This window comes from Candidatus Limnocylindrus sp. (assembly GCF_040397235.1).
Taxonomy (GTDB): domain Bacteria; phylum Chloroflexota; class Limnocylindria; order Limnocylindrales; family Limnocylindraceae; genus Limnocylindrus.
The window spans coordinates 25,315-46,986 of sequence record NZ_JBBAWH010000002.1 but is presented as its reverse complement, the minus strand read 5'-3'; the positions used below and the strand labels follow the sequence as shown (position 1 = coordinate 46,986).

Genomic DNA, 21,672 nt, shown 5'->3' with positions numbered 1-21,672 from the left:
TCTCATCGCCTCCTATACGTCCAGGTTCTGCACTTTGTGGGCCTCAGCCTTAATGAAGTCGCGGCGCGGCTCAACGCGCTCGCCCATCAGCATCTCGAAGATCTCGTTCGCCACGGAGGCATCTTCAATGCGCGCCTGCAAGAAGACGCGGTTGTCGGGATTCATTGCCGTCTCCCAGAGCTGCTCGGCATTCATTTCGCCGAGGCCCTTGAAGCGCTGCACGCTGACGTTCTTCGTCTTGAACGAGGCGATCGCCTCGTCGCGCTCCTTCTCAGTCGACGCGTACTTCGTCTCCTTGCCCGTGCTCACGCGGTAGAGCGGCGGCTGGGCGATGTAGAGGTAGCCCGCCTCAATGATGGCTGGCATATAGCGATAGAAGAAGGTGAGCAGCAGCGTTCGAATGTGCGCCCCGTCAACATCGGCGTCGGTCATGATGATGACGCGGTGGTAGCGCAGCTTCGTAATGTCGAAGCGGCCGTTCGAATCTTCCATGCTGGAATCCTGAATGCCGGCGCCGAGCGCCATGATCAACGTGCGAATGTTGTCGCTGCCGAGAATCTTGTCGATGCGCGCCTTCTCAACGTTTAGCAGCTTGCCGCGCAGCGGGAAGATCGCCTGGAAGCGCCGATCGCGACCCTGCTTCGCCGAACCACCGGCCGACTCACCCTCCACGATGTAGAGCTCAGACTTGGCTGGGTCGCGCTCTTGGCAGTCGGCGAGCTTGCCAGGGAGTGCGCTCCCCTCAAGTGCGCCCTTGCGCATGACGAGCTCTTTCGCCTTGCGCGCCGCTTCGCGTCCACGCGCCGCGTTGAGCGACTGACGAATCACCTCTTTACCATCTGAAGGATTCTCTTCAAGGAACTGCGTCAGGCCCTTGTTCACGGCTGTCTGCACGATCCCCTTGATCTCGGCGGTGCCGAGCTTCGCCTTTGTTTGGCCCTCGAATTGCGGATCGATAAGTTTCACGCTGATCACCGCGGTGAGGCCCTCGCGCACATCTTCACCGGTGAGGTTTGGATCGTTGTCTTTCATCGCACCGTTCTTGCGGCCCCAGTCATTCAGCGAGCTGGTGAGTGCGGCGCGGAATCCGGTGACGTGCGTTCCACCGTCAACGGTGTTGATGTTGTTCGCAAAGGCAAGAAGTGTCTCGGACCACGAGTCACTCTGATACTGGAAGGCGACCTCTACGGTGGTCGTCCCCTCCACCCCTTCGATGTAGACAGGTCGATCGTGTGTGACCTTGCGCTTGCGGTTGAGGTGGCGCACAAACGAGACGATGCCACCCTGGAAGTAGAAGGTTGCTTCGCGATCGGTGCGATCGTCCAGCAACGTCATCCAAAGACCCTTGTTGAGATACGCGGATTCGCGCAGACGATTTGCAAGTGTCTCAAACGAGTACTCAGTGCTCGAGAACATTTCCGGATCGGGCAAGAAGGTGGTGAGTGTTCCACGTCGGCCAGCCGACGGATTTCCCTTTACAACTTTGGTGCGTGGCACGCCGCGCTCGTACTCTTGCGACCAGACGAATCCGTCACGCGCTGATTCAACGCGCAGCTTGATGCTCAGCGCATTGACGACCGAGACGCCGACGCCGTGCAGTCCACCAGAAACTTTATAGCCGTCGCCGCCGAATTTTCCGCCGGCATGCAACACGGTGTGCACAACTTCAAGCGCATCTTTTCCGGTGGAGTGTTTACCAACTGGAACGCCGCGACCATCGTCGGCGACGGTGATGGAATTATCTTTGTTGATGCGCACAACGATGCGCGTTGCATGCCCGGCCATCGCTTCGTCGACAGAGTTGTCGACGACTTCATAGACAAGGTGATGCAGACCGCGCTCATCGGTGGAGCCGATGTACATGCCGGGACGCTTGCGTACCGCTTCAAGCCCTTCAAGAACTTGAATGCTGGATGCGCCGTAGTCGCCAGAGACCTTTTTTCCGCGGCTACTCGTTGCGGCTACAGCGCCCCGTTTTTCGGTCACCCAGTCACTCCCTTGATCTGCTCTACGAGCCGATGCAGTTCTTCATTTGAGTAGTAATCGATCACGATCTGTCCGCCCTTGCCGGCAGGCTTCACGCGCACCGGAGTGCCGAGATGCCCCTCAAGATCGCGCTGCAGTGCAGCGAGCTCTTCACTTGGCAGTGCGCCAGGCTTTCGCTTCGTGGTGATTGTACCGCGCGCAGCACCGCGAACCGTTGACGCGGCCGCCTCTGCGCCACGCACGGTTACTGCATCGCGCACAAAGGTGCGCGCGAGCCACGCCTGCTCTGATTCGGGAAGGCCAACGAGCGCGCGCGCATGCCCTTCACTGAGTCGCCCAGCGGCAACTTCGTTCTGCACATCAGTAGAGAGATCGAGAAGGCGCAGCGTGTTTGCAACAGTGGTGCGCGCCTTGCCGGCGATCACCGCAATCTGCTCCTGCGTCAATCCAAACTCATCGGCGAGACGTCGATAGGCGTGTGCCGTTTCAATCGGCGACAGGTCACTGCGTTGAACGTTCTCAATCAGTGCCAGCTCAAGGCGTGACTGGTTGCCAACAACGCGCACGACGGCGGGGATCGTGCTCTTTCCTGCAAGCTTTGAGGCACGGAGACGTCGCTCGCCTGCAATGAGCGTGTAGCCGTTCGGCCCCTCCTCGACAACGATGGGCTGCAGCACCCCATGCTCACGAATGCTCTCGGCGAGTTGTGCCAACTCAGCAGTCGAGAACTCTGTGCGTGGCTGATATGGGTTCGGTTTAATCTTGCTGAGCGGAATCTCCAGCGCGCCTGCACGCGTAGCCCCCACGGCGCTCGCCGCCTCTGGGATCAGTGCGCCGAGGCCTCGCCCGAGACCGCTGGCCTTCTTCGCCATGCTCCCTCCTTATTACTAGCTGGCGCCTACAGGGGTTCCGTTGAACACCCGGGCATCGAATTCCGCTGCAGCCTGTGCGTACGATTCAGCACCCGAGGTGCCTGGCGCGTAACTCCGGATCGCAATCCCGTGGCTTGGCGCTTCGGCTAAGCGTACCGAACGCGGCACGCGGGCTCGATAGACCAGATCCCCGAAGTGGCTCTCCACCTCGCGCACCACGTCGCTGCCAAGTTTCGTGCGGGGATCAAGCATGGTTAAGAGGAGGCCATTCACCTCTAAGGCGGGGTTGAGACGCTCCCGCACGAGGCGAATCGTGGCCATGAGCTGCGAGAGCCCCTCCAGGGCGTAGTACTCGCACTGCACAGGAACAAGCACGGCATCAGCGATCGCGAGGGCGCTGACGGTAACCAGACCGAGCGAAGGGGGGGTGTCCACGAGGATTACCTCGGCATCCCCTGCGCTGCGGAGGCCAACCGCAAGCTGGCGCTCGCCACTCTCGTCGCCTGTGGCGAGCTCAACGTCGATCCCGGCGAGGTCGGCAGAGCCCGGAATGAGCGTGAGGTTCGGGATCGAGGTCGGCTGGGCCAGTTCCGTCGCCGGTCGGCGCCCAACAAGGAGGTCGTAGGCGGTCGGCGCCCCTTCAGGAAGGGTGAATCCGAGGCCACTGGTGAGGTTTCGCTGGGGGTCAAGGTCGACCACGAGCACGCGGCGCCCTGCATGGGCGAGCTCAGCGGCGAGGTTGAGCACAGTGGTGGTCTTGCCAACCCCGCCCTTCTGGTTCGCACACACGATGATCGGCGCGTGTGATCCGGCAGAGTGCTGGGTGGAGGTATTCACGCTTCTATCGTAGCAGGAGGGGGCTACGGCGGGGTTCCGCTGGGCATGTTTCACGTGGAACAACAGCGGTTCGACCGGGGGGTGCGCCGAGGCGCCTGCGGGAGTATCCTGAGGCGATGAACAAGCAACTCGGCTACGTGCTCGGAATCGTGCTTGCCGCGCTCATTCAGGCGCGGCTCCTGCCCGAACTCGGTCTGGAGCGCGCGATCAACCTGCCAATCGTACTACTGATTGTTACAGCCTCAGCTGATCGGCGCACGCTCGTGCTGGCCGCCGCAACCTTCGCCGGGCTGACGATCGACATCGCCCTCTTGCGGCCACTTGGGCTTACGAGCCTTGCGATGATCGCTGGTGTGCTGGTTGCGAGCCAGATTCGTGGCGCTGGCGATGCCCTGCTCCTCAAGAGATTTGTCGCCCTCCTGTTTGGGCTGGCAGCGAGTAGCGTGACGATCTTCCTGCTCAGCGGCGGAGGGATCGGCCGTATCGGCGAGAACGCTCTTGGGCTCGCCCTGAACCTTGTGGCCGGCAGCGCCCTGGCCTGGTTTGGACAGCGTCGACGCAGGGGCCACCAGTTCGACCAATCACTTCGCGGGTAGCGCAACAATATGACACCCCCTCAGGTTTATCCGGGTGGCGGTGGACCAACCGATCGTGAGGTTCGTCGACGTCGCCCCCTGCGATTCTTTGCCGCCGCACTTGTCGTTCTTCTAACGTTTGGCGGGCTCGGCGGGCGCTTAATCCTCATTCAGTTTGGCGCGACAACCTCGTCGGGCACAACGAGTACCGTGGCGCGCGGCCATCGCATTGTTGAAGAGCTCATCACGCCGGCACGCGGGCTGGTGTATGACCGCAGCGGGCGCGTGCTTACAAAGAATGTTGCGGTGTACGCGGTGCAGATTCGCCCCGGTGACCTGTCGCTCACCATTCGCGCGAGTGTTGTGAAAACGCTCGGCGAGATTTTGAACATGGATCCCGTGCGCATCATCACGCTGCTTGATCGCAGTACCGGTTCGCTCTGGGAGCCAATTCGCATCGCTAACAATGTGAACGAGCGCGCTGCGAGGCTCATCAATGAAGAGCGCGCCAGCCTGCCTGGTGTAGAGACTGTTGTTGAGGCTCGACGCGTCTATCCGTACGGAACGCTCATCAGCCACATCGTGGGATACGTTGGTCGCATTGACGCAGTTGAGGCGAGCACGCTTGCTCCAGCCGGATACACCGTCGTTGATTTCATTGGGCGTGCAGGCGTTGAGGCGAGCTATGAGGAGACCCTTCGCGGTGCACCAGGAATTCGCCAAGTTGAAATTGATGCAAAGGGCCGCCTTGTGCGGATTCTCGGTGTGACGAAACTTCCGGTTGATGGGTCTTCACTAACGCTCACCATTGATATTGAGGCGCAACAGCGCGCAGCGACCGCGCTGGAGTGGGGGCTCAAAGGGTCGGGCACCAAGGAGGGCGTCGTTGCCTCAATGAATCCACAGAACGGCGAGATCATTGCGATGGCCTCACTCCCCACATATGACAACAATGATTTCTCTGCCGGGATCAGCAACGCAAAATATCAGAAATATCTCGCGGACAAATTCTCGCCGCTGCTGAACCATACGGTCGGCTCGTACTTCCCTCCGGGAAGTACGTACAAACTTGTGACGTACTCCTGTGCGCTGGACAACAATCTCGTCACACCAACATCACGATTCCCATCTACGGCCTATCTCGAAGTGGACGGCGAGAAGTTTTATGAGTGGAATCGTGTGGGATTCGGTGGCTCGCTGACACCCTCTGAAGCATATTCGTGGAGCTCCAATGTGGTGACATTCCAACTCGCACGACTCATCAAGATTGATCGACTTGCAACATGTGGTCGACAGTGGGGCTTCGGTGCACCAACGGGTGTCGACCTACCGAGTGAGATCTCAGGGCTCGTCCCTGACCAGGCGTGGGCACGCTCCACCATTAATCGCGGACTCTACAACGCTGAGGTGCTGCAATCGGCGCAGGGCCAAGGGTACGACTTGGTGACGCCGATCCAAGTGCTCAACTCGTTTGCCGCGCTTGCAAACAGCGGCACACTCTGGCGGCCGCACGTCGTACTCCACATCACGCAGCCAAATGGAAACATCACGCCAATCGCACCGGTAGTAAATGCGGTGGTGGGGATGCGAGAGTCCACCTATCGCGAGATGCGCCTCTCCGGCCGCAAGATGGCGCTGAACCCTGGGCCGTCGCAAGGGGTTTCGCGAATGCCGCTCTTCGTCTCTGCCAAGAGCGGCACCGCGCAGTACGGCGTCCGTGACAGCCTTGGCCGGCTGCCGTACCACAACTGGATGGGCGGCTTCGTCGCCCCAACGAACGATTGGTCAAAGAGCGACTCCGACTTCGCCTATGTGGTCTTCATGCATGGCACCAACACCGTGGGGAATGCGGCGAAAGAGGTGACGAAGTATTACCTGCAGTTGCAGTTTGATTTGAAGCGGGACTACCGCTCTGCGGGGCTTTTAGCGCGGGGGAACTTCTTCGGTGAATAGACTCGACTCGCCGCTCGGCTCCGCCCTTCGCCGCGTAGACTGGATCGCTGCGGCCACCGTTGGGCTACTAGCGCTGACCGGAATCGGCATGGCCTGGGTCAACGCACGCAGTTACGGGCAAGAGCTGCTGACGCCGGACTCGCTACTCGTGCGCTCGCTGGCCTGGACACTCCTCTCTATCGCTGTCTATAGCGTGACAACGCTGGTGAACTGGCGCTGGGTGCGCACTTTCGCCTGGCCGCTCTACGCCGCAAACATTCTGCTGCTGATCGTCACGCTGATCTACGGCGTCGACTCTGGTGGGAACAACCGAGCGATCGCGATCTTTGGTCTCGCCATCCAGTCAAGCGAGCTCAGCAAGATCCTGACGCTCGTCGTCATCTCCACAGCACTCACGCGGGCGGACCGCACGAGCGGCGGGCTGCAAGATCTACTGCTGGCGGGCGCCATTGTTGCTCCACCGTTCTTCCTCGTCGTGGCGCAGCCAGACCTCGGCACCGCGCTGGTGTTGGTAGCGGCGCTCTTTGGCGCCCTCTATCTCTCTGGCGTCGCGACACGCTGGATTGCCGCCCTCACAAGCCTGGTCGCCATCAGCGGCGCCCTGGCGTGGGTCGTAGTGCTGGCGGATTATCAGAAGGAGCGACTCCTCGCCTTCATCGACCCGAACGCCGATCCGGCCGGGCCGAAGTACCAACTGCTGCGCTCACTCGAGGCGATCAGGGGGGGCGGCCTCTTTGGCGCAGGCGCTGACGGCACCGCGATCCTGACCCCCCTCCCAGTACAAGAGAGTGACTTCGTCTTTGCGGCGCTTGTCCGTGCGTTTGGCGCGGTTGGCGGCTTCTTTGTGATCGCTCTGCTCGCCATTCTGGTTGGGCGCCTGGTCTGGCATGCCTGGACCTCCCCCGATGAGTTCGGGGTGATCTTTGCCGGAGGGATGGCCACCGTCGTCCTCTCCCAGACGCTCGTCAATATTGGGATGAACCTCGGCGTTGCCCCCATTACGGGGATCACCCTCCCCTTTGTGAGCTACGGCGGAGCCTCCGCAATCTCGCTCGCCTTCGGCCTCGCCCTCGTGCAGAGCCATCGAGTACACGACGGAGGCTCATCGCCGATAATGTAACAATAGGGCGCGGTTGACGCGGGAGAGCCCTGATCGTAGACTTCCCCTCCCGCGACTGACCCGTCCGTCAGACCGCGACTCGCCCAGCAGGCGCCGCCTGTACGGCGCACAGACAGTGAGGACAGGGGAACCATGTACGCAGTCATCGAGACCGGTGGAAAGCAGTATCGAGTGGAGCTCGGCAGCGAGCTGCACGTTGAGTTGACCGGCGCTACCCCAGGGAGCGAGATCTCGTTCGACCGTGTCCTCCTTGTGCGCACCGACTCCACCACGGAGATCGGCACCCCTGTTGTTGCTGGCGCAAAGGTCACCGCAACGGTGCTTGGCCAGGAGCGCGGACCAAAGACAATCAGCTTCAAGTATCGACCGAAGGCGCGCAGCCGCATCACCAAGGGGCACCGCCAAGAGTTGCACCTCATCAAGGTCACCGAAGTTGCCGTGAACGGCACGAGCGCGAAGGCGCTCTACGAAGCCGGTGCTGCAGATCGCGCCAAGGCGCAGGCCGCCGCAGTCGCCGTCGCCGCTGATAAGGCGAAGGCCGATGCCGCAGTTGCCGCAACACTGAAGGGTGGCGCGCCAGCCGAGGCGAAGGCAGCGAAGAAGCCAGCCGCAAAGAAGACAGCAACCGCAAAGCCGGCAGCGAAGAGCGCCGACGCATCGGCCGCCGACACCGAGTAACGCAGCGAACGCTGAGAGAAGGAGAGACCCATGGCACACAAAAAGGCAGGCGGAAGTGTTCGCAACGGACGCGATAGCGCTGGTCAGCGCCTTGGCGTGAAGGTTGGCGACGGCCAGAAGATCAACGCTGGTGGCATCATCGTGCGACAGCGCGGCACCACCTTCGCCGCAGGGCGCGGCGTTGGCCTGGGCAGCGACTACACCATCTATGCAACCGTCACCGGCAGGGTGAAGTTCGACCACGCGTCGCGCACGAAGAAGCGCGTCAACGTTGTCGCTTCACCAGACGCCTAGAGAGTCGCTGATGAAGCCAGAGATTCATCCCAAGTACAACACCATCGAAATTACGTGCCTTGCATGCAGCACGAAGTTCTCGATCGGCTCGACGCGAACCAGCGAGCTCAAGACGGAAGTCTGCTCAAACTGCCATCCGTTCTTTACGGGGAAGCAGCTGATTCTCGACACGGCTGGTCAGGTCGAGCGCTTCCAGAAGCGCCTCGGTCGCTCGCGCTGATCTCTATGCGGCGCCGACTCGGCGTCGCTGCGCGATTCGCGCAGGACCGCTTCGCAGATGTTTCACGAGGGCTACACGCCGTATCTCTGAGCGCGCGCCCAACGAGCGGCGCAGCGTATGGTGGCCAGGCGCTGATCGACGGCATTCTGATGCGCGGACCATCACACATTGGCGTGGCGCTACGCACCGTTGATGGTGGCATCGCGGTGACGTCAGAGCCGATCGCCACCGGACCGATTCGTCGACGCTTCACACGCATCCCAATCTTGCGTGGCGCCGTTGTTCTCTGGGAGACACTCGCACTCGGCAGCCGATGGCTGCTGCGCAGCGCCGACGTGTCGGCGGGTGATGAGGAGCGATCAACCGGCGGCACCGGCTCAATGATCGCAACACTGGCGGTCACGCTTCTAATTGCCGTGGTGATCTTTAATGTGCTCCCAGCGATTGCCGCGTCGGCGATTGTGCACGCACTCGGCTTCACAGAGCTGCTCGTGGAACGCGCGATTGACGGACTCTTGCAGGTGGGAATCTTGCTTGGCTACCTCGCAGCGGTCGGACGCAGCAGCGATGTGGATCGCACCTATCGCTATCACGGCGCAGAGCATCGCGCGATTCACGCGCTTGAGAACGGTGAGCCGCTCACGCGCGAAGCGCTCTCGCGCTGGCCAACGGCACACCCACGCTGCGGCACCGAGTTCCTTGTTGTCGTCATTCTCGTGAGCATCGTCAGCTTCTCGCTGGTCGGTCGACTCGATCCGATCCCAACGGTGATCAGTCGCATTGCAGGGATTCCGCTCGTTGCCGGTCTCGCCTATGAGATTCTTCGACTCCTGGGTCGCTATCGAACGAACCTGATTGCCCGCGCGTTGGCAGCACCAGGGATTGCCGTACAGCGCATCACCACGCGACGACCTGACGATGGCATGCACGACATTGCGATCGTTGCGCTGACCGCGGCGATCGAAGCGGAGGGTGGCGTTGTGCCGAGCGGCTCAGAGCGACCAGCATCACGTGCGCTGCAGCCGCTGAAGGTGACCTGATGGCTGACGTGGTGCAACTCAACGCGCGACTCGCGGCGGCGCTCAAGGCGCGCGCCGAGCTTGAGGCGCAGCTGACACTTCCTGAGGTACTCGCCGACCACACCGCCCTTGCTCGCATTGGCCGCGAGTTGTCGCGCACCGCACCGCTTGCCGAGGCGGGCGAGGTCCTCACCGCCGCCCGGCTGCGCGTGACCGATTCACGCTCCTTTGAGGCGGATCCGGGGGCAGACGCAGAGATGCGTGACCTCGCCGCCACTGACCGTGCCGAGGCCGAGGCGATCGAGCGCGACGTTCTCGAGCGACTCCCGGGCCTTCTGCTTGAGCCTGATCCAAACGATGGGCGAGATCTGCTGATTGAGGTGCGTCCTGGCGCTGGTGGCGACGAGGCTGGCATCTTCGCCGGCGAGCTCTTCCGCGCCTACCTGCGCTACGCCGAACGCCAGGGGTGGAAGAGCGAGGTTGATGTGATCAGCGAAACCGGCGTTGGCGGGATTCGCGAAGGGGTGATGGAGGTCTCTGGCGAAGGCGCATGGGCCGCCTTTAAGTGGGAATCGGGAGTGCACCGCATTCAGCGCGTTCCGGCAACTGAGTCAGCGGGGCGTATTCACACCAGCACCGCCACGGTTGTGGTGCTTCCAGTGGTGACCGCTGTTGACCTGGTGATTCCCGAAAACGATATTCGCATTGACGTGAAGCGCGCATCGGGGAACGGCGGACAAGGGGTGAACACCACCGACTCCGCAGTGCGCATCACGCACATCCCGAGCGGCATCGTGGTCGAGATGCAGGACGAGCGCAGCCAGCTGCGCAACAAAGAGAAGGGGATGGCGATTCTGCGCAGCCGCATTATCGCCGCCGAAGAGGAGCGCAAGCGCGCCGCCGACTCCAAGGCGCGCAAGGCGCTGATCGGCAGCGGTGATCGTAGCGAGAAGATTCGTACGTATAACGGGCCGCAGAATCGCGTCACCGACCACCGCATCGGCTTTGACAAGTTTGATGTACCCGGGATTCTCGGCGGCGACCTCGCCCCATTCCATGAGGCACTCGCCGCCGCTGAGCAGGCGGCACGACTGGCGGAATGATGAGCGAAGAGCAGATCGCCAGTCGACCAGTCGTAGAGCGCGAGGCCGATGGCCCCGCACTGCTGCGCGAAGCAACGTTGCAGCTTGAGGCGGCGGGAAGCCCAACACCGCGCCTTGATGCCGAGACGTTGCTCGCAGCACTGCTCGGCACCCGCGTTGCCACACTGCGCACCGCCGTTGCTGCAGGGTTTCCACTCCCACTCCCAGCGCTCAGCGAACTCCCAGAGCCGGAGCCGCTCAGCGATCAACATCCACAACTCGCCGATGCGTTGCGCATCGCGCGCAGCGCGCTACTTGCCGGCGACGCGCCATCTGCGCTCGCAGCACTAGTGCAGGAGCGCGCGACAGGTCGACCGATCAGTCACCTCACTGGACGTCGTGGATTCCGCAGGCTCGAGCTGCTCGTCACGCCGGACGTGCTGGACCCGCGACCAGAGAGCGAACTGATCATTGAGACGGCACTCGCCTTCCTCACCGACCGCGTTGCTGCCGACCGCGCACTCGGCCGTGCGCCCCATCCACTCAACGCCGCCGAGATCGGCACCGGCAGTGGCGCACTCGCCGTGACGCTCGCCGACGAATCACCAGTGCCCCTGCGCCTCATCGCCACCGACATCTCTGGCGATGCGTTGATGGTGGCGCGCGCGAATGCGTTGCGCTGTGGCGTTGCGTCGCGCATCACCTTCATGCAGGGCGATCTTGCGGAGCCGCTCCTCGCCGCGCGTGCACCCGGCGATCCAGCGCACCTCGATCTCCTGATCGCCAACCTGCCGTATGTGCCAACCGCGGATGTTGATGCGGCGAAGGCCGCCGCCAGCATTCGCGACCTGGCGCCGCGCGACCTGGCGCGCCTCGGCATTGCCGCAGAGCCACGCCTTGCACTCGATGGCGGCGGTGATGGGCTGGAACTGATTCGCCGACTTATCGCCGAGCTGCCGCGCCTGCTGCGCCCAGGTGGCGCCGCACTCCTTGAATTCGGTGACGGTCAGGGTGACGACGTTGCGCGTCTCGCCGATGGCCTCGGCATCGGTTGGCGCGTGGCCGTTCGCGGCGACCTCTCGGGTCGCGACCGCATGGCCGAAATTCGTCGGAGTGGGTAACGCGTCATGGCGGTGAAACCTGCGTTCCCAATCCGACTCCTCGTTATGGATCTCGATGGCACGCTGCTGCCACACGACGGCGTGATCGCCGAGCGCACCATTGATGCGATTCGCGCGGCGCGCGCCAAGGGGGTGATCGCCACCATCTCGTCGGGGCGCAACGTGCCGTCGATCATCGAGTATGCGCATCAGATCGGTCTCGACGGTCCGCTGATCGGCATGCAGGGGGCGATCGCGCGCGAGATCCCGGCGAAGGGCGAGGCGGGCTCGGGGCGCATGATCCGGCACTTCCCCTTCCCCGCTCACCTCGGGTCCAAGGCGGTCGCCTGGTGCCGCGAGAACAACCTCTGGGGCCACGCCGTGATTCGCGATGACCTGCGCTTCGATGTTCGAGATCCCCATGTGCGCCAGTACGAGGTTTGGCTGAAGGGGAATGCCCTGAAACGCCTCGGCACGGTTCCAGACCTTATTGGCTACCTTACCGAGCGCAAGCTGCACCTCTCCAAGGTGGTCGCCCACGCCCCCGAGGGGCACGTCGACGGGATACTAAATCGCGCTCGGGCGACCTTCGCCGGAGAGCTCGATGTGACCATCAGCCACCCCGAATACCTGGAGTTCACCGCCCCTGGGGTCAATAAGGGAACCGCCCTCCGCTGGCTCGCCCGACGCCTCAAAATCCCCCTTGGGCAGGTGATGGCCATCGGCGACCAGTACAACGACCTAGAGATGCTCGACGTCGCCGGGCACGGGGTGGCGATGGCCGGCGCACCCGGCCCAGTGCGGGCCGTGGCGCAATATGAGGCACCCCGCTGTGAAGAGGACGGCGTAGCGCGCATGATTGAACGCCTGATCCTCGGATCAGCGGGAGAATAGGGGTCAAGCACCCGCATTGGGGCAGAGGAGAGGGAGGGGACCATGAGCAACGCCGCACACGATCCGTTGATGAACCTGAGCCTTCGCAAGGTTGACCCTGAGCTCGACGCCATCTTTGTCAAAGAGGCGGTGCGCCAGCGCGACCACATTGAGCTGATCGCCTCTGAGAACTACACCTACGCCGCAGTGCGCGAAGCGCAGGGCTCCATCCTCACCAACAAGTATGCCGAGGGTCTCCCAGGGAAGCGCTACTACGCCGGTTGTGAATTCGTCGACGAGGCGGAGAACCTTGCGCGCAGTCGCGCGCTGGAACTCTTTGTTGGCAGCGAGCATGTCAACGTGCAGCCGCACTCTGGTGCCTCTGCCAACATCGCCACATTCACCGCCTCAATGTCACCGGGCGACTCATTCGTTGCCATGAGCCTCGACCAGGGCGGACACCTCTCCCACGGTGCATCGGTCAACATTTCAGGGAAGTGGTTCAAGCCAACCTTCTACGGCGTTCGTGCCGAAGACGGTCTAGTAGATTGGGATGCAGTACAGCGCGCCGTTGATGAAGCGAAGCCGAAGGTCGTCATTGCTGGCGCATCGGCGTATCCGCGCGTACTCGATTTTGAAAAATTTGCGGCCATCGCACATGCAGCGGGAGCAAAGCTGATGGTCGACATGGCGCATATCTCAGGAGTCGTTGCGGCAGGGCTACACCCGAGTCCATTCCCGCACGCTGACTACGTCACCACCACCACACACAAGACGCTGCGTGGACCGCGCGGCGGCATGATCTTTGCGCGAGCAGACGAAGCGGCTGCCATTGACCGGGCAGTTTTCCCTGGGAATCAGGGCGGACCACTCATGCACGTGATCGCCGCCAAGGCGGTTGCGTATAAGTTGGCGCTGCAGCCGGAATTCCGTGCGTATATGCAGCGCACACTCGACAACGCGAAGGCGCTCGCCGCAGCGCTCGCCGCCCGCGGATTCGGTGTGATCACTGGCGGCACCGACATCCACCTGATTCTCTGCGACGTGACACCGCTTGGCGTGACGGGCAAGGAGGCTACGGCTGCATTGGAAGCGGTAGGCGTGACGATTAACAAGAACAGCATTCCAGGTGAGACGCGCTCGCCGATGGTGACAAGTGGCGTTCGCTACGGCACGCCAGCCGCAACCACGCGCGGCATGGGGCCCGCCGAGATGGAACAGATCGCACAGTGGTCTGTTGAGGCGATCGCCGCGCGCGAGGATGCGACCAAGCTTGAGCAGATTCGTCGCGAGGTAGTAAAGGTCGCCCAGAAATTCCCAGTCCCCGGTAACGATGCTGCGGAGCTAGCGGCCCGCGAGAGCTAATGGAGACCGCTCCGCTCTATCTCGCGATCGCACTGCTCGCTGCACTTGTCGCACTGGTCGGCACAAGGGTTGCGCGACAGGTTGCCCTCTCTCTAAACATTGCCGATGCGCCAAACGAGCGGCGCATCAACACAACCCTGATGCCGCGCGCTGGCGGTTTCGCCGTTGCACTCTCCTTCTTCTTGGTTGGTGCGGCGGTGACGATCCTTGCCGCACCACTCGGTCTTACGGGCGGCACCCCACTTCCAACCTCCGGATCTGCCGCGCTGCTCCTCGGCGCCCTACTCGCCGGTGTCATCGGCCTTGCCGACGATCGCTTCGATTTGCGCGCACGCTGGCAGCTCGCCGGGCAGCTGGTGATTGCGGCGGTACCGATCGCGTTCGGCGTGCGGATCGCAATCCTGTCGAATCCATTCGGCGCAGGTGACCTGTTGATCCCTGACGCCATTGGGCTCGCCCTCACCCTCTTCTGGGTTCTCGGCATGCAGAACGCCATGAACTTCATCGATGGGCTCGACGGCCTCTCGGGCGGGATCGCCCTTATCGCTGCGGTCACCCTTGGGGTGATCGCCCTCCCGGCGACCCCCCTCCTCGCCGCCCTCTGCTTCGCCTTGGCGGGTGCGCTCGCCGGCTTCCTACGACACAACTTCTACCCCGCCTCCATCTATATGGGGACGAGTGGGATCCTGGCGGTCGCCTACGCCCTCGCGGTCCTCTCCCTCCTCGGCACCGCCAAGGTCGTCGCCGCGCTGCTGATCCTGGGGGTGCCCATCATTGATGCCTTCTTCGTCATCGTGGGGCGGCTCCTGGCCGGGCGCTCCCCATATAGTGCCGACAAGACCCACATCCACCAGCGCCTGATCGACGCGGGGCTCAGCCACCGTGGGGCAGTCCTCGCCCTCTACGGCGTCACCCTCCTCCTCTCCGTTGGGGCGGTTGTGCTGACCGCAAGCGCCGCCCTGTACGCCTTTGCCGGGCTCCTCGTGGTGCTCGGCGGGGCGATCGTCTGGCTCTCGCGACGAGCGGAGCGCCGTGCATGAGCAACCCCACCCCAGCCCCAAAAAACGAACGCGAGTTTGGCGACCCTCCGCTAGAATCGCCGCAGATTCCCGAAAAGGCTGTTGGCCTGACGTCCGACATCGGCAAGGGTGCGTATCTCGCCCTCTTCTCGCAGATCGGTATCAGCCTCCTCATCGCGAATCTCGGTGGAGCACTCCTCGGACACTGGATCGACGGTCAGCTCAACAGCGGACCGATCTTCCTGCTCCTTGGATTTGTCGGAGGCTTCGTCGCTGGCGCGGTGGCCGCAGCACGGCTGGTGCAGCGAACGTTGCGCCGCCTTGATGCATTTGATGTTGCAGCGAAGGTAGCGAAACGAGAACGTGAGGCGCGCGAACGAGACGCCGCACGATTGAAAGGTAGGGTTGAATGAGCGTCGCTTCGGCGAAGAAGAGCTCAACGAAGCGCACCCTTCTTCTTGCCGCGGTCGGCGTAATCCTTCTTGACGCATTCGCGATTGTCATGTTTGGCGGCGTCGGACTGAACAACTTCCCTGGCGACGTCATCAAGCGGTCGCTGGAACCGATTGTTCCCCACACGGTGATTGATCTCGGCGGCGATCCAAACCATGCCGCGTCGCTCTTTGACTTCTACCCATCCATTACCGGCTCGATCATCATGAGCTGGGTCGTGATGGCGGTCGTGATTATTCCGCTGACGATTGCAGCACGACGACTCAAGGAGATTCCGAGCGGCGCGCAGAACGTGTTGGAGTTTGCCATCGAGGGCCTCACCTCATTCGCGATGGGGATCGGCGGCCCAGGTGCGAAGCGCTTCATCACCTTCTTCCTCGCCTGCTTCCTCTTCATTGTTGTCTCGAACTGGTCAGGCTTGATTCCAGGCGTTGGTCGAGTGTATGAGTTCCGCGCGCCAACGAGCGACGTGAATGTCACCGTGGGCTTGGCACTCGTCGCCTTCGTCTACTTCCACTACCAGGGCGTTCGTGCGCTCGGCATTGGTGGCTACCTTGGAAAGTTCTTCACCCTCAAGGGCGGCCCTATCGGCCTCTTTGTTGGCGTGTTGGAGTTCTTCCTTGAGCTGGTGAAGCCGATCACCCTGGCAATGCGACTCTTCGGCAACATCTACGGCGGTGAGCTTGCCCTTACCGTGATGACCACGATCACCCTTGCCTTCATTCCAGTTGCCCTGTATGGCCTCGAGCTCTTCGTGGGCCTCATGCAGGGGATCATCTTCAGCGTCCTTGTCCTCGTCTTCACCATGCTGGCCATGGAGGGGCATCACGAGGAGGGGCACGATGAGCACAGCCCGGCAGCGGCCGGGGATGGCGCGACGGCGGGAGCCGAATCGCGAGTTGCGGCACACTAGCCGCAGGCAGTAACGGAGCGTCGGACGCACGGCACGAGTCCGGGCGGCGACACAGTAGGAGGTACGAATCATGGAACAGCTTCAGGCGGGCATCGCAGCCCTCGGCGTAATTGGGCCGGCCCTCGGCGTAGGCATTGCCACTGCGGCAGCCGCTAGCGCAATCGGTCGCAACCCAGAGGCAGCAGGTGCAATCCGCGGCGTCTTCATCATCGGTGCCGCATTCGCAGAAGGCCTCGGCGTTCTCGCGATCGTACTCGGCATCCTTTCACTCGTTCTCTAAGGCGACTGACCACCGATGCAGGCAGTCGACCTGATCCAGGGGGCGCTGAGCGCCATCCCGTTTGCTGAGGCCGCCGCTGGCGAAGCCGAAGGCGCCGGGCTGAGCTTCAACCTCTTCTGGATCCTTGTCTCAGCGGCGAACTTTGGCTTCTTCATTATTGTGCTGCGTGCAGCTGCGCTCGGCCCGATCACGAAGATGCTCGACGAGCGACGTGAGCGCATTGAGCGCGGGCTTCGCGAAGCGGCTGAGGCCACGATCGCCAAGAGTCGCGCTGAAGAGGCGGCGGGCGTTGCGCTCGCCGACGCTCGACGCGAGTCGAACGAGATCCGTGCAAACGCCGATAAGGCTGCGGCACAGATTCGCGATGAGCAGGTCGCCACGCTGAAGGCGGAGTTGGATCGCATGCGAGCCGACGCCACCAAGGAGATTGAGGCGGCGCGCGTCAGCGCCCTGGCCGCAATCCGCAGTGAGGTCGCCGATCTCGCTATTGGTGCCGCCACGAAGGTGGTCGGCTCCTCAATGGACGGCGATCGCCAGCGCGCCCTCGTGGGCGAGTTCTTGGACGAGCAGTCCAAGAAGGGGAACTGATCGTGGATCGACCGCTCGGCTCTGCACGACGTTACGCAGCGGCACTCCTTGGCCTGGCCAAGGACGCGTCGTCAGCAGCATCGCAGGCAGACGAGCTCGACCGCCTCGCGGCGGTGATTGCGGCACCAGGCGCACGCCAGATTCTCGATGACCCACGCACGCCAGCAGCTGGCCGTGTGGCGGCGCTCGAGAAGGCGGCGGGCGGCACGGTGAGCCCACACATTCACACGTTGGTCGGCATGTTGGCGCGACGACGCACCCTTGCGTCGATCCCGGCAATCGCCGAGGCGACGCGCGACGCGCTAAATGCGCGCAACGGCATCACCATTGCACGTGTGGTTACCGCCCTTGAGGCGAGCCCTGCAGAGCGCACACGATTCGAAACCGAGGCCGCCACGATGGCGGGCCATGCAGTTCAGATGTCGTACGAAGTAGATGCAAGCCTCGTCGGCGGAGCAACGCTCCGAGTCGGCGATCGACTTGTTGATGGCAGCGTTAAGGGGCGGCTCTCGCGAATGCGTGAGCGGATCCTCTCGGTCGCCGGCTGAACCGGCAGAGCGCGTAGAGCAGCGAGGAGCGAGAAGATCATGGCAATTCGATCCGACGAGATCATCAGCATTCTGAAGGCCCAGATCGAAGGGTTTGATGGGAGCGCCGAGTCGCGCACCGTCGGCACCGTTGTTGAGGTGGGCGATGGCATTGCACAGGTCTACGGACTTTCAGGCGCGCTCTCGTCTGAACTTCTGGAGTTCCCAAACGGCGTTGCCGGCATGGCCTTGAACCTTGGTGAAGAGACGGTCGGCGCCGTGCTCCTTGGCGACGCGAAGTCCATTAAGGAAGGCGACACGGTTAAGACGACCGGCAGGGTTGTTGAGGTGCCAGTCGGCCCCGAGCTGATCGGACGTGTTGTTGACCCACTCGGTCGACCGCTCGACGGCAAGGGCCCAATCAACGCGAAGAAGTCGCGCCCAGTTGAGCGCATCGCTCCGGGCGTTATTAGTCGTAAGTCGGTAACGACGCCAGTGCAGACCGGCATCAAGGCCGTTGACGCACTGATTCCAATCGGCCGCGGTCAGCGAGAGTTGATCATTGGCGACCGCCAGACCGGCAAGACCGCCGTTGCTGTCGACACGATCATCAACCAGAAGGGGAAGGGCCTCATCTGCATCTACGTCGCGATCGGCCAGAAGCTCTCGACCGTGCGCACCGTTGTTGCGCAGCTCGAGAAGCAGGGCGCCATGGCGCACACCGTGGTGGTGGTCGCCGGCGCCGAAGATCCAGCACCGCTCCAGTACCTCGCACCATTCGCCGGTTGCGCGATTGGCGAAGAGATCATGGAGAACGGCGTCACGATCGACGGCGTGCTCGTACGCGATGCACTCTGCGTCTACGACGACCTTTCGAAGCACGCGGTTGCCTATCGCGAGATGGCGCTCCTCTTGCGCCGACCACCAGGACGCGAAGCCTACCCAGGCGACGTCTTCTATCTGCACAGCCGTCTGTTGGAGCGCGCAGCGCGACTCTCCGACGATCTCGGCGGTGGCTCACTGACGGCGCTGCCGATCATTGAGACGCAGGCGGGCGACGTGTCGGCCTACATTCCGACGAACGTCATCTCGATCACCGACGGCCAGATCTTCTTGGAGACCGACCTCTTCAACGCCGGTCAGCGACCAGCGGTGAACGTTGGTATCTCCGTATCGCGCGTGGGTTCCGCCGCGCAGACGAAGGCGATGAAGAAGGTTGCCGGTCCGTTGAAGCTCGACCTTGCGCAGTACCGCGAGCTTGCGGCCTTCGCACAGTTCTCGGGCGACCTCGACAAGTCGACCCGCGACCAGCTGACGCGCGGCGAGAAGCTCTCGTCGATCATGCGCCAGCCGCAGTACCAGCCGGTCTCGATGGAGCGACAGGTTGCGATTCTGTATGTGGCATCGAAGGGGAAGCTCGACGACGTACCAACGCCGCGCGTTGGTGAGTTTGAGACAGGCTTCGGCACCTTCCTTGAGCGCGAGCGCACCACGATCCTGACGAGCATCGCTAAGGAGAACGCGATCTCTGACGATACGGCGAAGGGTCTCGATGAGGCCGTTGACGCATTCCGAAAGGGGTTCCTCGCCTAACGGCGAGGGGCGAGCGGCGAGGAGAGCATGCCAAGCCAGCGCGAGATTCGGCGACGAATCGGATCGGTGAAGAACATTCGCCAGATCACCCGCGCCATGCAGTTCGTTGCCGCCTCAAAGTTGAAGCGCGCCCAAGACGCCACGCTGGCGAGCCGCCCGTATGGGCACTCGATCGACGAGGTCATCGCCGACCTCGCCTCAGTGCTGGGCGAGGAGGGGCACCCGCTCCTGCGCAGCCCAGAGAGCGGCGCACCACGCACGATCGTGCTCTTCACGACCGACCGTGGCCTCGCCGGCGCCCTGAACAGCAACCTGATTCGCTTCGCCCTGAAGGAGCTCGAGACGGCCGGCGCAGGGAGCAAGGTCATCACGATCGGCAAGAAGGGGCGTGATGCCCTCGCCCGCGGCGGGTACGAGATCAGCGCCGCCTTCCCGGGGTATGGCGATAAGCCGACCTTCGGCGATGTCACCGCCCTCGTCAGCCTCCTTGTTGGCGACTTCCTCTCAGGTCGCTCGGCGGGCGTCACCCTGATCCACCCAGCATTCATCTCCACGCTGACGCAGCGCCCAGAGGCGGTGCAGCTACTCCCGATCACGGCGTCGGCCGACACCGCCGGCATCCCCGGGAACCAGTTCCTCTTTGAGCCCGACCCGGCGGCGGTGCTTGAGGCGCTGCTGCCACGCTACGTTGCGACACGCATCTACCAGGGCGTGCTCGAGACCACGGCGTGCGAGCAGTCGAGCCGCATGGTGGCGATGAAGAACGCAACGGAGAACGCAGGCGACCTCATTAGCGATCTCACGCTCACGTACAACAAGGTGCGACAGTCGAACATTACGCGCGAAATGATCGAAATTGCTTCAGGCGCAAGCGCGAACTGAACATAGAAAGGCAGGAGGAGTGATGGCGAACGCAACCGCAGCAAAGGCAGGAGCCGTAGGAACCGTAGTTTCGATTACGGGACCGGTCGTTGACATTGAGTTCGCCGCACGCGAGCTGCCAGCGATTTACAACGCCGTACGCATTGATCGAACCGACGGTTCGCTCGTTGTTGAGGTGCAGCAGCATCTCGGCAACAATCGCGTGCGCACCGTTGCCATGACCACAACCGACGGGCTCGCCCGTGGCGCAAAGGCGACCGACCTCGGCTCACCGATCTCGGTGCCAGTTGGCGCCGGAACGCTTGGCCGCGTCTTCAACGTGCTCGGTGAGCCGATCGACCAGGCTGGCGACGTGAAGGTCGATCAGTACCTACCAATCCACCGCTCCGCACCAGCGTACGAAGATCTCACCACCGAGACCGAACTCTTCGAGACTGGCATCAAGGTTATTGACCTTGTCTGCCCGTTCAAGAAGGGCGGCAAGATCGGCATCTTCGGCGGCGCCGGCGTCGGCAAGACCGTCGTGATTCAGGAGCTGATCCGCAACGTTGCGCAAGAGCACTCCGGCTACTCCGTGTTTGCGGGTGTCGGTGAGCGTTCACGCGAAGGGAACGACCTGATCGGCGAAATGCGCGACTCGGGCGTTATCGACAAGACCGTAATGGTGTTCGGCCAGATGAACGAGCCACCTGGAGCACGACTGCGCGTCGCACTCTCGGGCCTAACGATGGCCGAGTACTTCCGCGATGCGGAAGGGCGCGACGTGCTGCTCTTCATCGACAACATCTTCCGCTTCACCCAGGCGGGCTCTGAGGTTTCCGCGTTGCTCGGCCGTATGCCGAGCGCCGTGGGCTATCAGCCGAACTTGGCAACGGAGATGGCGGCGCTCCAGGAGCGCATTACGTCGACGAAGAAGGGTTCGATTACCTCGCTGCAGGCCGTGTACGTGCCAGCAGACGACTACACCGACCCAGCGCCAGCAACCACCTTCGGACACCTTGACTCGACGATTCGCCTTGAGCGATCGATCACCGAGCTCGGTATCTACCCGGCGGTGGATCCGTTGACGTCGACGTCGCGCGTGCTCGATCCGCTCGTGGTTGGTGTGAACCACTACGAGACGGCGCGAGAGGTGCAGCGAGTGCTGCAGCGCTACCGCGACCTGCAGGACATCATCGCCATCCTTGGCCAGGACGAACTTTCGCCTGACGACAGGCTGCTGGTGAACCGTGCCCGCAAGTTGCAGCGTTTCATGAGCCAGCCGTTCTTCGTGGCCGAGGTATTCACGGGCCGTCCCGGCAAGTTCGTGAAGATCGCCGACACGATCGCCTCGTTCCGCGAGATCCTCGAAGGGAAGGCCGACGACCTGCCAGAGCAGGCGTTCTTCCTTGCAGGAACTCTCGATGACGTTCGGGCGAACGCCGTCGCACTGAACAAGTAAGG

23 protein-coding genes are annotated in these 21,672 nt (G+C 62.7%); 20 read left to right on the top strand and 3 right to left on the bottom strand.

Features of this window, described 5'->3' with window-relative positions; translation table 11 throughout:
* Positions 1 to 12: 12 nt before the first annotated feature.
* From gyrB to AC3LB0_RS01870, 3 genes are read right to left on the bottom strand one after another with little or no spacing between them, the layout of a single operon-like run.
* A complete protein-coding gene (gene gyrB, locus AC3LB0_RS01880) occupies positions 13 to 1,986 on the bottom strand; it encodes a DNA topoisomerase (ATP-hydrolyzing) subunit B (RefSeq protein WP_488649474.1) in 1,974 nt (657 codons plus the stop codon).
* A complete protein-coding gene (locus tag AC3LB0_RS01875; protein ID WP_488649473.1) occupies positions 1,983 to 2,858 on the bottom strand; it encodes a ParB/RepB/Spo0J family partition protein in 876 nt (291 codons plus the stop codon). Before AC3LB0_RS01875 ends, gyrB begins: the two co-directional genes overlap by 4 nt.
* Positions 2,859 to 2,873: 15 nt before the next feature.
* A complete protein-coding gene (locus AC3LB0_RS01870) occupies positions 2,874 to 3,695 on the bottom strand; it encodes a ParA family protein (RefSeq protein WP_488649472.1) in 822 nt (273 codons plus the stop codon).
* 116 nt (positions 3,696 to 3,811) lie between these two features.
* On the opposite strand from AC3LB0_RS01870, the gene AC3LB0_RS01865 reads away from it, so the two are divergent.
* The 20 genes from AC3LB0_RS01865 (at position 3,812) to atpD (ending at position 21,670) form a co-directional block, all read left to right on the top strand.
* Positions 3,812 to 4,291, top strand: coding sequence for a hypothetical protein (locus AC3LB0_RS01865; RefSeq protein WP_488649471.1), 480 nt, complete (start codon positions 3,812 to 3,814; stop codon positions 4,289 to 4,291).
* 9 nt (positions 4,292 to 4,300) lie between these two features.
* Positions 4,301 to 6,223 (top strand): penicillin-binding transpeptidase domain-containing protein, encoded by a 1,923-nt coding sequence (locus AC3LB0_RS01860; protein WP_488649470.1) that lies wholly within the window; start codon positions 4,301 to 4,303, stop codon positions 6,221 to 6,223.
* Positions 6,216 to 7,343, top strand: a complete 1,128-nt coding sequence (locus AC3LB0_RS01855; protein WP_488649469.1) for an FtsW/RodA/SpoVE family cell cycle protein — start codon at positions 6,216 to 6,218, stop codon at positions 7,341 to 7,343. The genes AC3LB0_RS01860 and AC3LB0_RS01855 overlap by 8 nt, the downstream gene beginning before the upstream one ends.
* A gap of 132 nt (positions 7,344 to 7,475) precedes the next feature.
* A complete protein-coding gene (rplU, locus tag AC3LB0_RS01850) occupies positions 7,476 to 8,021 on the top strand; it encodes a 50S ribosomal protein L21 (RefSeq protein ID WP_488649468.1) in 546 nt (181 codons plus the stop codon).
* A gap of 30 nt (positions 8,022 to 8,051) precedes the next feature.
* Positions 8,052 to 8,315 (top strand): 50S ribosomal protein L27, encoded by a 264-nt coding sequence (gene rpmA, locus AC3LB0_RS01845; protein WP_488649467.1) that lies wholly within the window; start codon positions 8,052 to 8,054, stop codon positions 8,313 to 8,315.
* 10 nt (positions 8,316 to 8,325) lie between these two features.
* Positions 8,326 to 8,535: a 50S ribosomal protein L31 gene (gene rpmE / locus AC3LB0_RS01840; RefSeq protein ID WP_488649037.1), complete on the top strand. Its 210-nt coding sequence runs from the start codon at positions 8,326 to 8,328 to the stop codon at positions 8,533 to 8,535.
* 5 nt (positions 8,536 to 8,540) lie between these two features.
* Entirely contained in the window at positions 8,541 to 9,575 is a 1,035-nt protein-coding gene (locus AC3LB0_RS01835; protein ID WP_488649466.1) for a DUF1385 domain-containing protein, read from the top strand.
* Positions 9,575 to 10,657 (top strand): peptide chain release factor 1, encoded by a 1,083-nt coding sequence (gene prfA / locus AC3LB0_RS01830; RefSeq protein ID WP_488649465.1) that lies wholly within the window; start codon positions 9,575 to 9,577, stop codon positions 10,655 to 10,657. Before AC3LB0_RS01835 ends, prfA begins: the two co-directional genes overlap by 1 nt.
* On the top strand, positions 10,657 to 11,757 hold the full coding sequence (locus AC3LB0_RS01825) for a N5-glutamine methyltransferase family protein (RefSeq protein ID WP_488649464.1): 1,101 nt from the start codon (positions 10,657 to 10,659) through the stop codon (positions 11,755 to 11,757). The genes prfA and AC3LB0_RS01825 overlap by 1 nt, the downstream gene beginning before the upstream one ends.
* 6 nt (positions 11,758 to 11,763) lie before the next feature.
* Positions 11,764 to 12,630, top strand: coding sequence for a Cof-type HAD-IIB family hydrolase (locus AC3LB0_RS01820; protein WP_488649463.1), 867 nt, complete (start codon positions 11,764 to 11,766; stop codon positions 12,628 to 12,630).
* Positions 12,631 to 12,699: 69 nt separating this feature from the next.
* On the top strand, positions 12,700 to 13,974 hold the full coding sequence (locus AC3LB0_RS01815) for a serine hydroxymethyltransferase (protein WP_488649725.1): 1,275 nt from the start codon (positions 12,700 to 12,702) through the stop codon (positions 13,972 to 13,974).
* Positions 13,974 to 15,014, top strand: a complete 1,041-nt coding sequence (locus AC3LB0_RS01810) for a glycosyltransferase family 4 protein (protein WP_488649462.1) — start codon at positions 13,974 to 13,976, stop codon at positions 15,012 to 15,014. Before AC3LB0_RS01815 ends, AC3LB0_RS01810 begins: the two co-directional genes overlap by 1 nt.
* Positions 15,011 to 15,406 carry an AtpZ/AtpI family protein gene (locus AC3LB0_RS01805; RefSeq protein ID WP_488649461.1) on the top strand — a complete coding sequence of 132 codons (396 nt, stop codon included), beginning with the start codon at positions 15,011 to 15,013 and terminating at the stop codon, positions 15,404 to 15,406. The genes AC3LB0_RS01810 and AC3LB0_RS01805 overlap by 4 nt, the downstream gene beginning before the upstream one ends.
* Positions 15,403 to 16,359: a F0F1 ATP synthase subunit A gene (atpB, locus tag AC3LB0_RS01800; RefSeq protein WP_488649460.1), complete on the top strand. Its 957-nt coding sequence runs from the start codon at positions 15,403 to 15,405 to the stop codon at positions 16,357 to 16,359. Before AC3LB0_RS01805 ends, atpB begins: the two co-directional genes overlap by 4 nt.
* A gap of 70 nt (positions 16,360 to 16,429) precedes the next feature.
* A complete protein-coding gene (locus AC3LB0_RS01795) occupies positions 16,430 to 16,639 on the top strand; it encodes an ATP synthase F0 subunit C (RefSeq protein WP_488649459.1) in 210 nt (69 codons plus the stop codon).
* Between the two features lie 15 nt (positions 16,640 to 16,654).
* Positions 16,655 to 17,227, top strand: a complete 573-nt coding sequence (gene atpF, locus AC3LB0_RS01790) for a F0F1 ATP synthase subunit B (RefSeq protein ID WP_488649458.1) — start codon at positions 16,655 to 16,657, stop codon at positions 17,225 to 17,227.
* A 2-nt stretch (positions 17,228 to 17,229) separates the two neighbouring features.
* Positions 17,230 to 17,775: an ATP synthase F1 subunit delta gene (atpH, locus tag AC3LB0_RS01785; protein ID WP_488649457.1), complete on the top strand. Its 546-nt coding sequence runs from the start codon at positions 17,230 to 17,232 to the stop codon at positions 17,773 to 17,775.
* Between the two features lie 39 nt (positions 17,776 to 17,814).
* Entirely contained in the window at positions 17,815 to 19,347 is a 1,533-nt protein-coding gene (gene atpA, locus AC3LB0_RS01780; protein ID WP_488649456.1) for a F0F1 ATP synthase subunit alpha, read from the top strand.
* Between the two features lie 27 nt (positions 19,348 to 19,374).
* Positions 19,375 to 20,229 carry an ATP synthase F1 subunit gamma gene (gene atpG / locus AC3LB0_RS01775; RefSeq protein ID WP_488649455.1) on the top strand — a complete coding sequence of 285 codons (855 nt, stop codon included), beginning with the start codon at positions 19,375 to 19,377 and terminating at the stop codon, positions 20,227 to 20,229.
* A 22-nt stretch (positions 20,230 to 20,251) separates the two neighbouring features.
* Positions 20,252 to 21,670 (top strand): F0F1 ATP synthase subunit beta, encoded by a 1,419-nt coding sequence (gene atpD, locus AC3LB0_RS01770; protein ID WP_488649454.1) that lies wholly within the window; start codon positions 20,252 to 20,254, stop codon positions 21,668 to 21,670.
* Positions 21,671 to 21,672: the final 2 nt, after the last annotated feature.

What these genes read in the sequence shown, in the direction of transcription:
- AC3LB0_RS01820 (WP_488649463.1), top strand. Translation starts at nt 11,764, where the DNA reads ATGGCGGTGAAACCTGCGTTCCCAATCCGACTCCTCGTTATGGATCTC.
- AC3LB0_RS01835 (WP_488649466.1), top strand. Translation starts at nt 8,541, where the DNA reads ATGCGGCGCCGACTCGGCGTCGCTGCGCGATTCGCGCAGGACCGCTTC.
- prfA (WP_488649465.1), top strand. Translation starts at nt 9,575, where the DNA reads ATGGCTGACGTGGTGCAACTCAACGCGCGACTCGCGGCGGCGCTCAAG.
- rpmE (WP_488649037.1), top strand. Translation starts at nt 8,326, where the DNA reads ATGAAGCCAGAGATTCATCCCAAGTACAACACCATCGAAATTACGTGC.
- AC3LB0_RS01815 (WP_488649725.1), top strand. Translation starts at nt 12,700, where the DNA reads ATGAACCTGAGCCTTCGCAAGGTTGACCCTGAGCTCGACGCCATCTTT.
- AC3LB0_RS01865 (WP_488649471.1), top strand. Translation starts at nt 3,812, where the DNA reads ATGAACAAGCAACTCGGCTACGTGCTCGGAATCGTGCTTGCCGCGCTC.
- atpA (WP_488649456.1), top strand. Translation starts at nt 17,815, where the DNA reads ATGGCAATTCGATCCGACGAGATCATCAGCATTCTGAAGGCCCAGATC.
- AC3LB0_RS01805 (WP_488649461.1), top strand. Translation starts at nt 15,011, where the DNA reads ATGAGCAACCCCACCCCAGCCCCAAAAAACGAACGCGAGTTTGGCGAC.
- rpmA (WP_488649467.1), top strand. Translation starts at nt 8,052, where the DNA reads ATGGCACACAAAAAGGCAGGCGGAAGTGTTCGCAACGGACGCGATAGC.
- atpG (WP_488649455.1), top strand. Translation starts at nt 19,375, where the DNA reads ATGCCAAGCCAGCGCGAGATTCGGCGACGAATCGGATCGGTGAAGAAC.
- rplU (WP_488649468.1), top strand. Translation starts at nt 7,476, where the DNA reads ATGTACGCAGTCATCGAGACCGGTGGAAAGCAGTATCGAGTGGAGCTC.
- AC3LB0_RS01875 (WP_488649473.1), bottom strand. Translation starts at nt 2,858, where the DNA reads ATGGCGAAGAAGGCCAGCGGTCTCGGGCGAGGCCTCGGCGCACTGATC.
- atpD (WP_488649454.1), top strand. Translation starts at nt 20,252, where the DNA reads ATGGCGAACGCAACCGCAGCAAAGGCAGGAGCCGTAGGAACCGTAGTT.
- AC3LB0_RS01795 (WP_488649459.1), top strand. Translation starts at nt 16,430, where the DNA reads ATGGAACAGCTTCAGGCGGGCATCGCAGCCCTCGGCGTAATTGGGCCG.
- atpB (WP_488649460.1), top strand. Translation starts at nt 15,403, where the DNA reads ATGAGCGTCGCTTCGGCGAAGAAGAGCTCAACGAAGCGCACCCTTCTT.
- AC3LB0_RS01810 (WP_488649462.1), top strand. Translation starts at nt 13,974, where the DNA reads ATGGAGACCGCTCCGCTCTATCTCGCGATCGCACTGCTCGCTGCACTT.
- AC3LB0_RS01825 (WP_488649464.1), top strand. Translation starts at nt 10,657, where the DNA reads ATGAGCGAAGAGCAGATCGCCAGTCGACCAGTCGTAGAGCGCGAGGCC.
- AC3LB0_RS01860 (WP_488649470.1), top strand. Translation starts at nt 4,301, where the DNA reads ATGACACCCCCTCAGGTTTATCCGGGTGGCGGTGGACCAACCGATCGT.
- atpF (WP_488649458.1), top strand. Translation starts at nt 16,655, where the DNA reads ATGCAGGCAGTCGACCTGATCCAGGGGGCGCTGAGCGCCATCCCGTTT.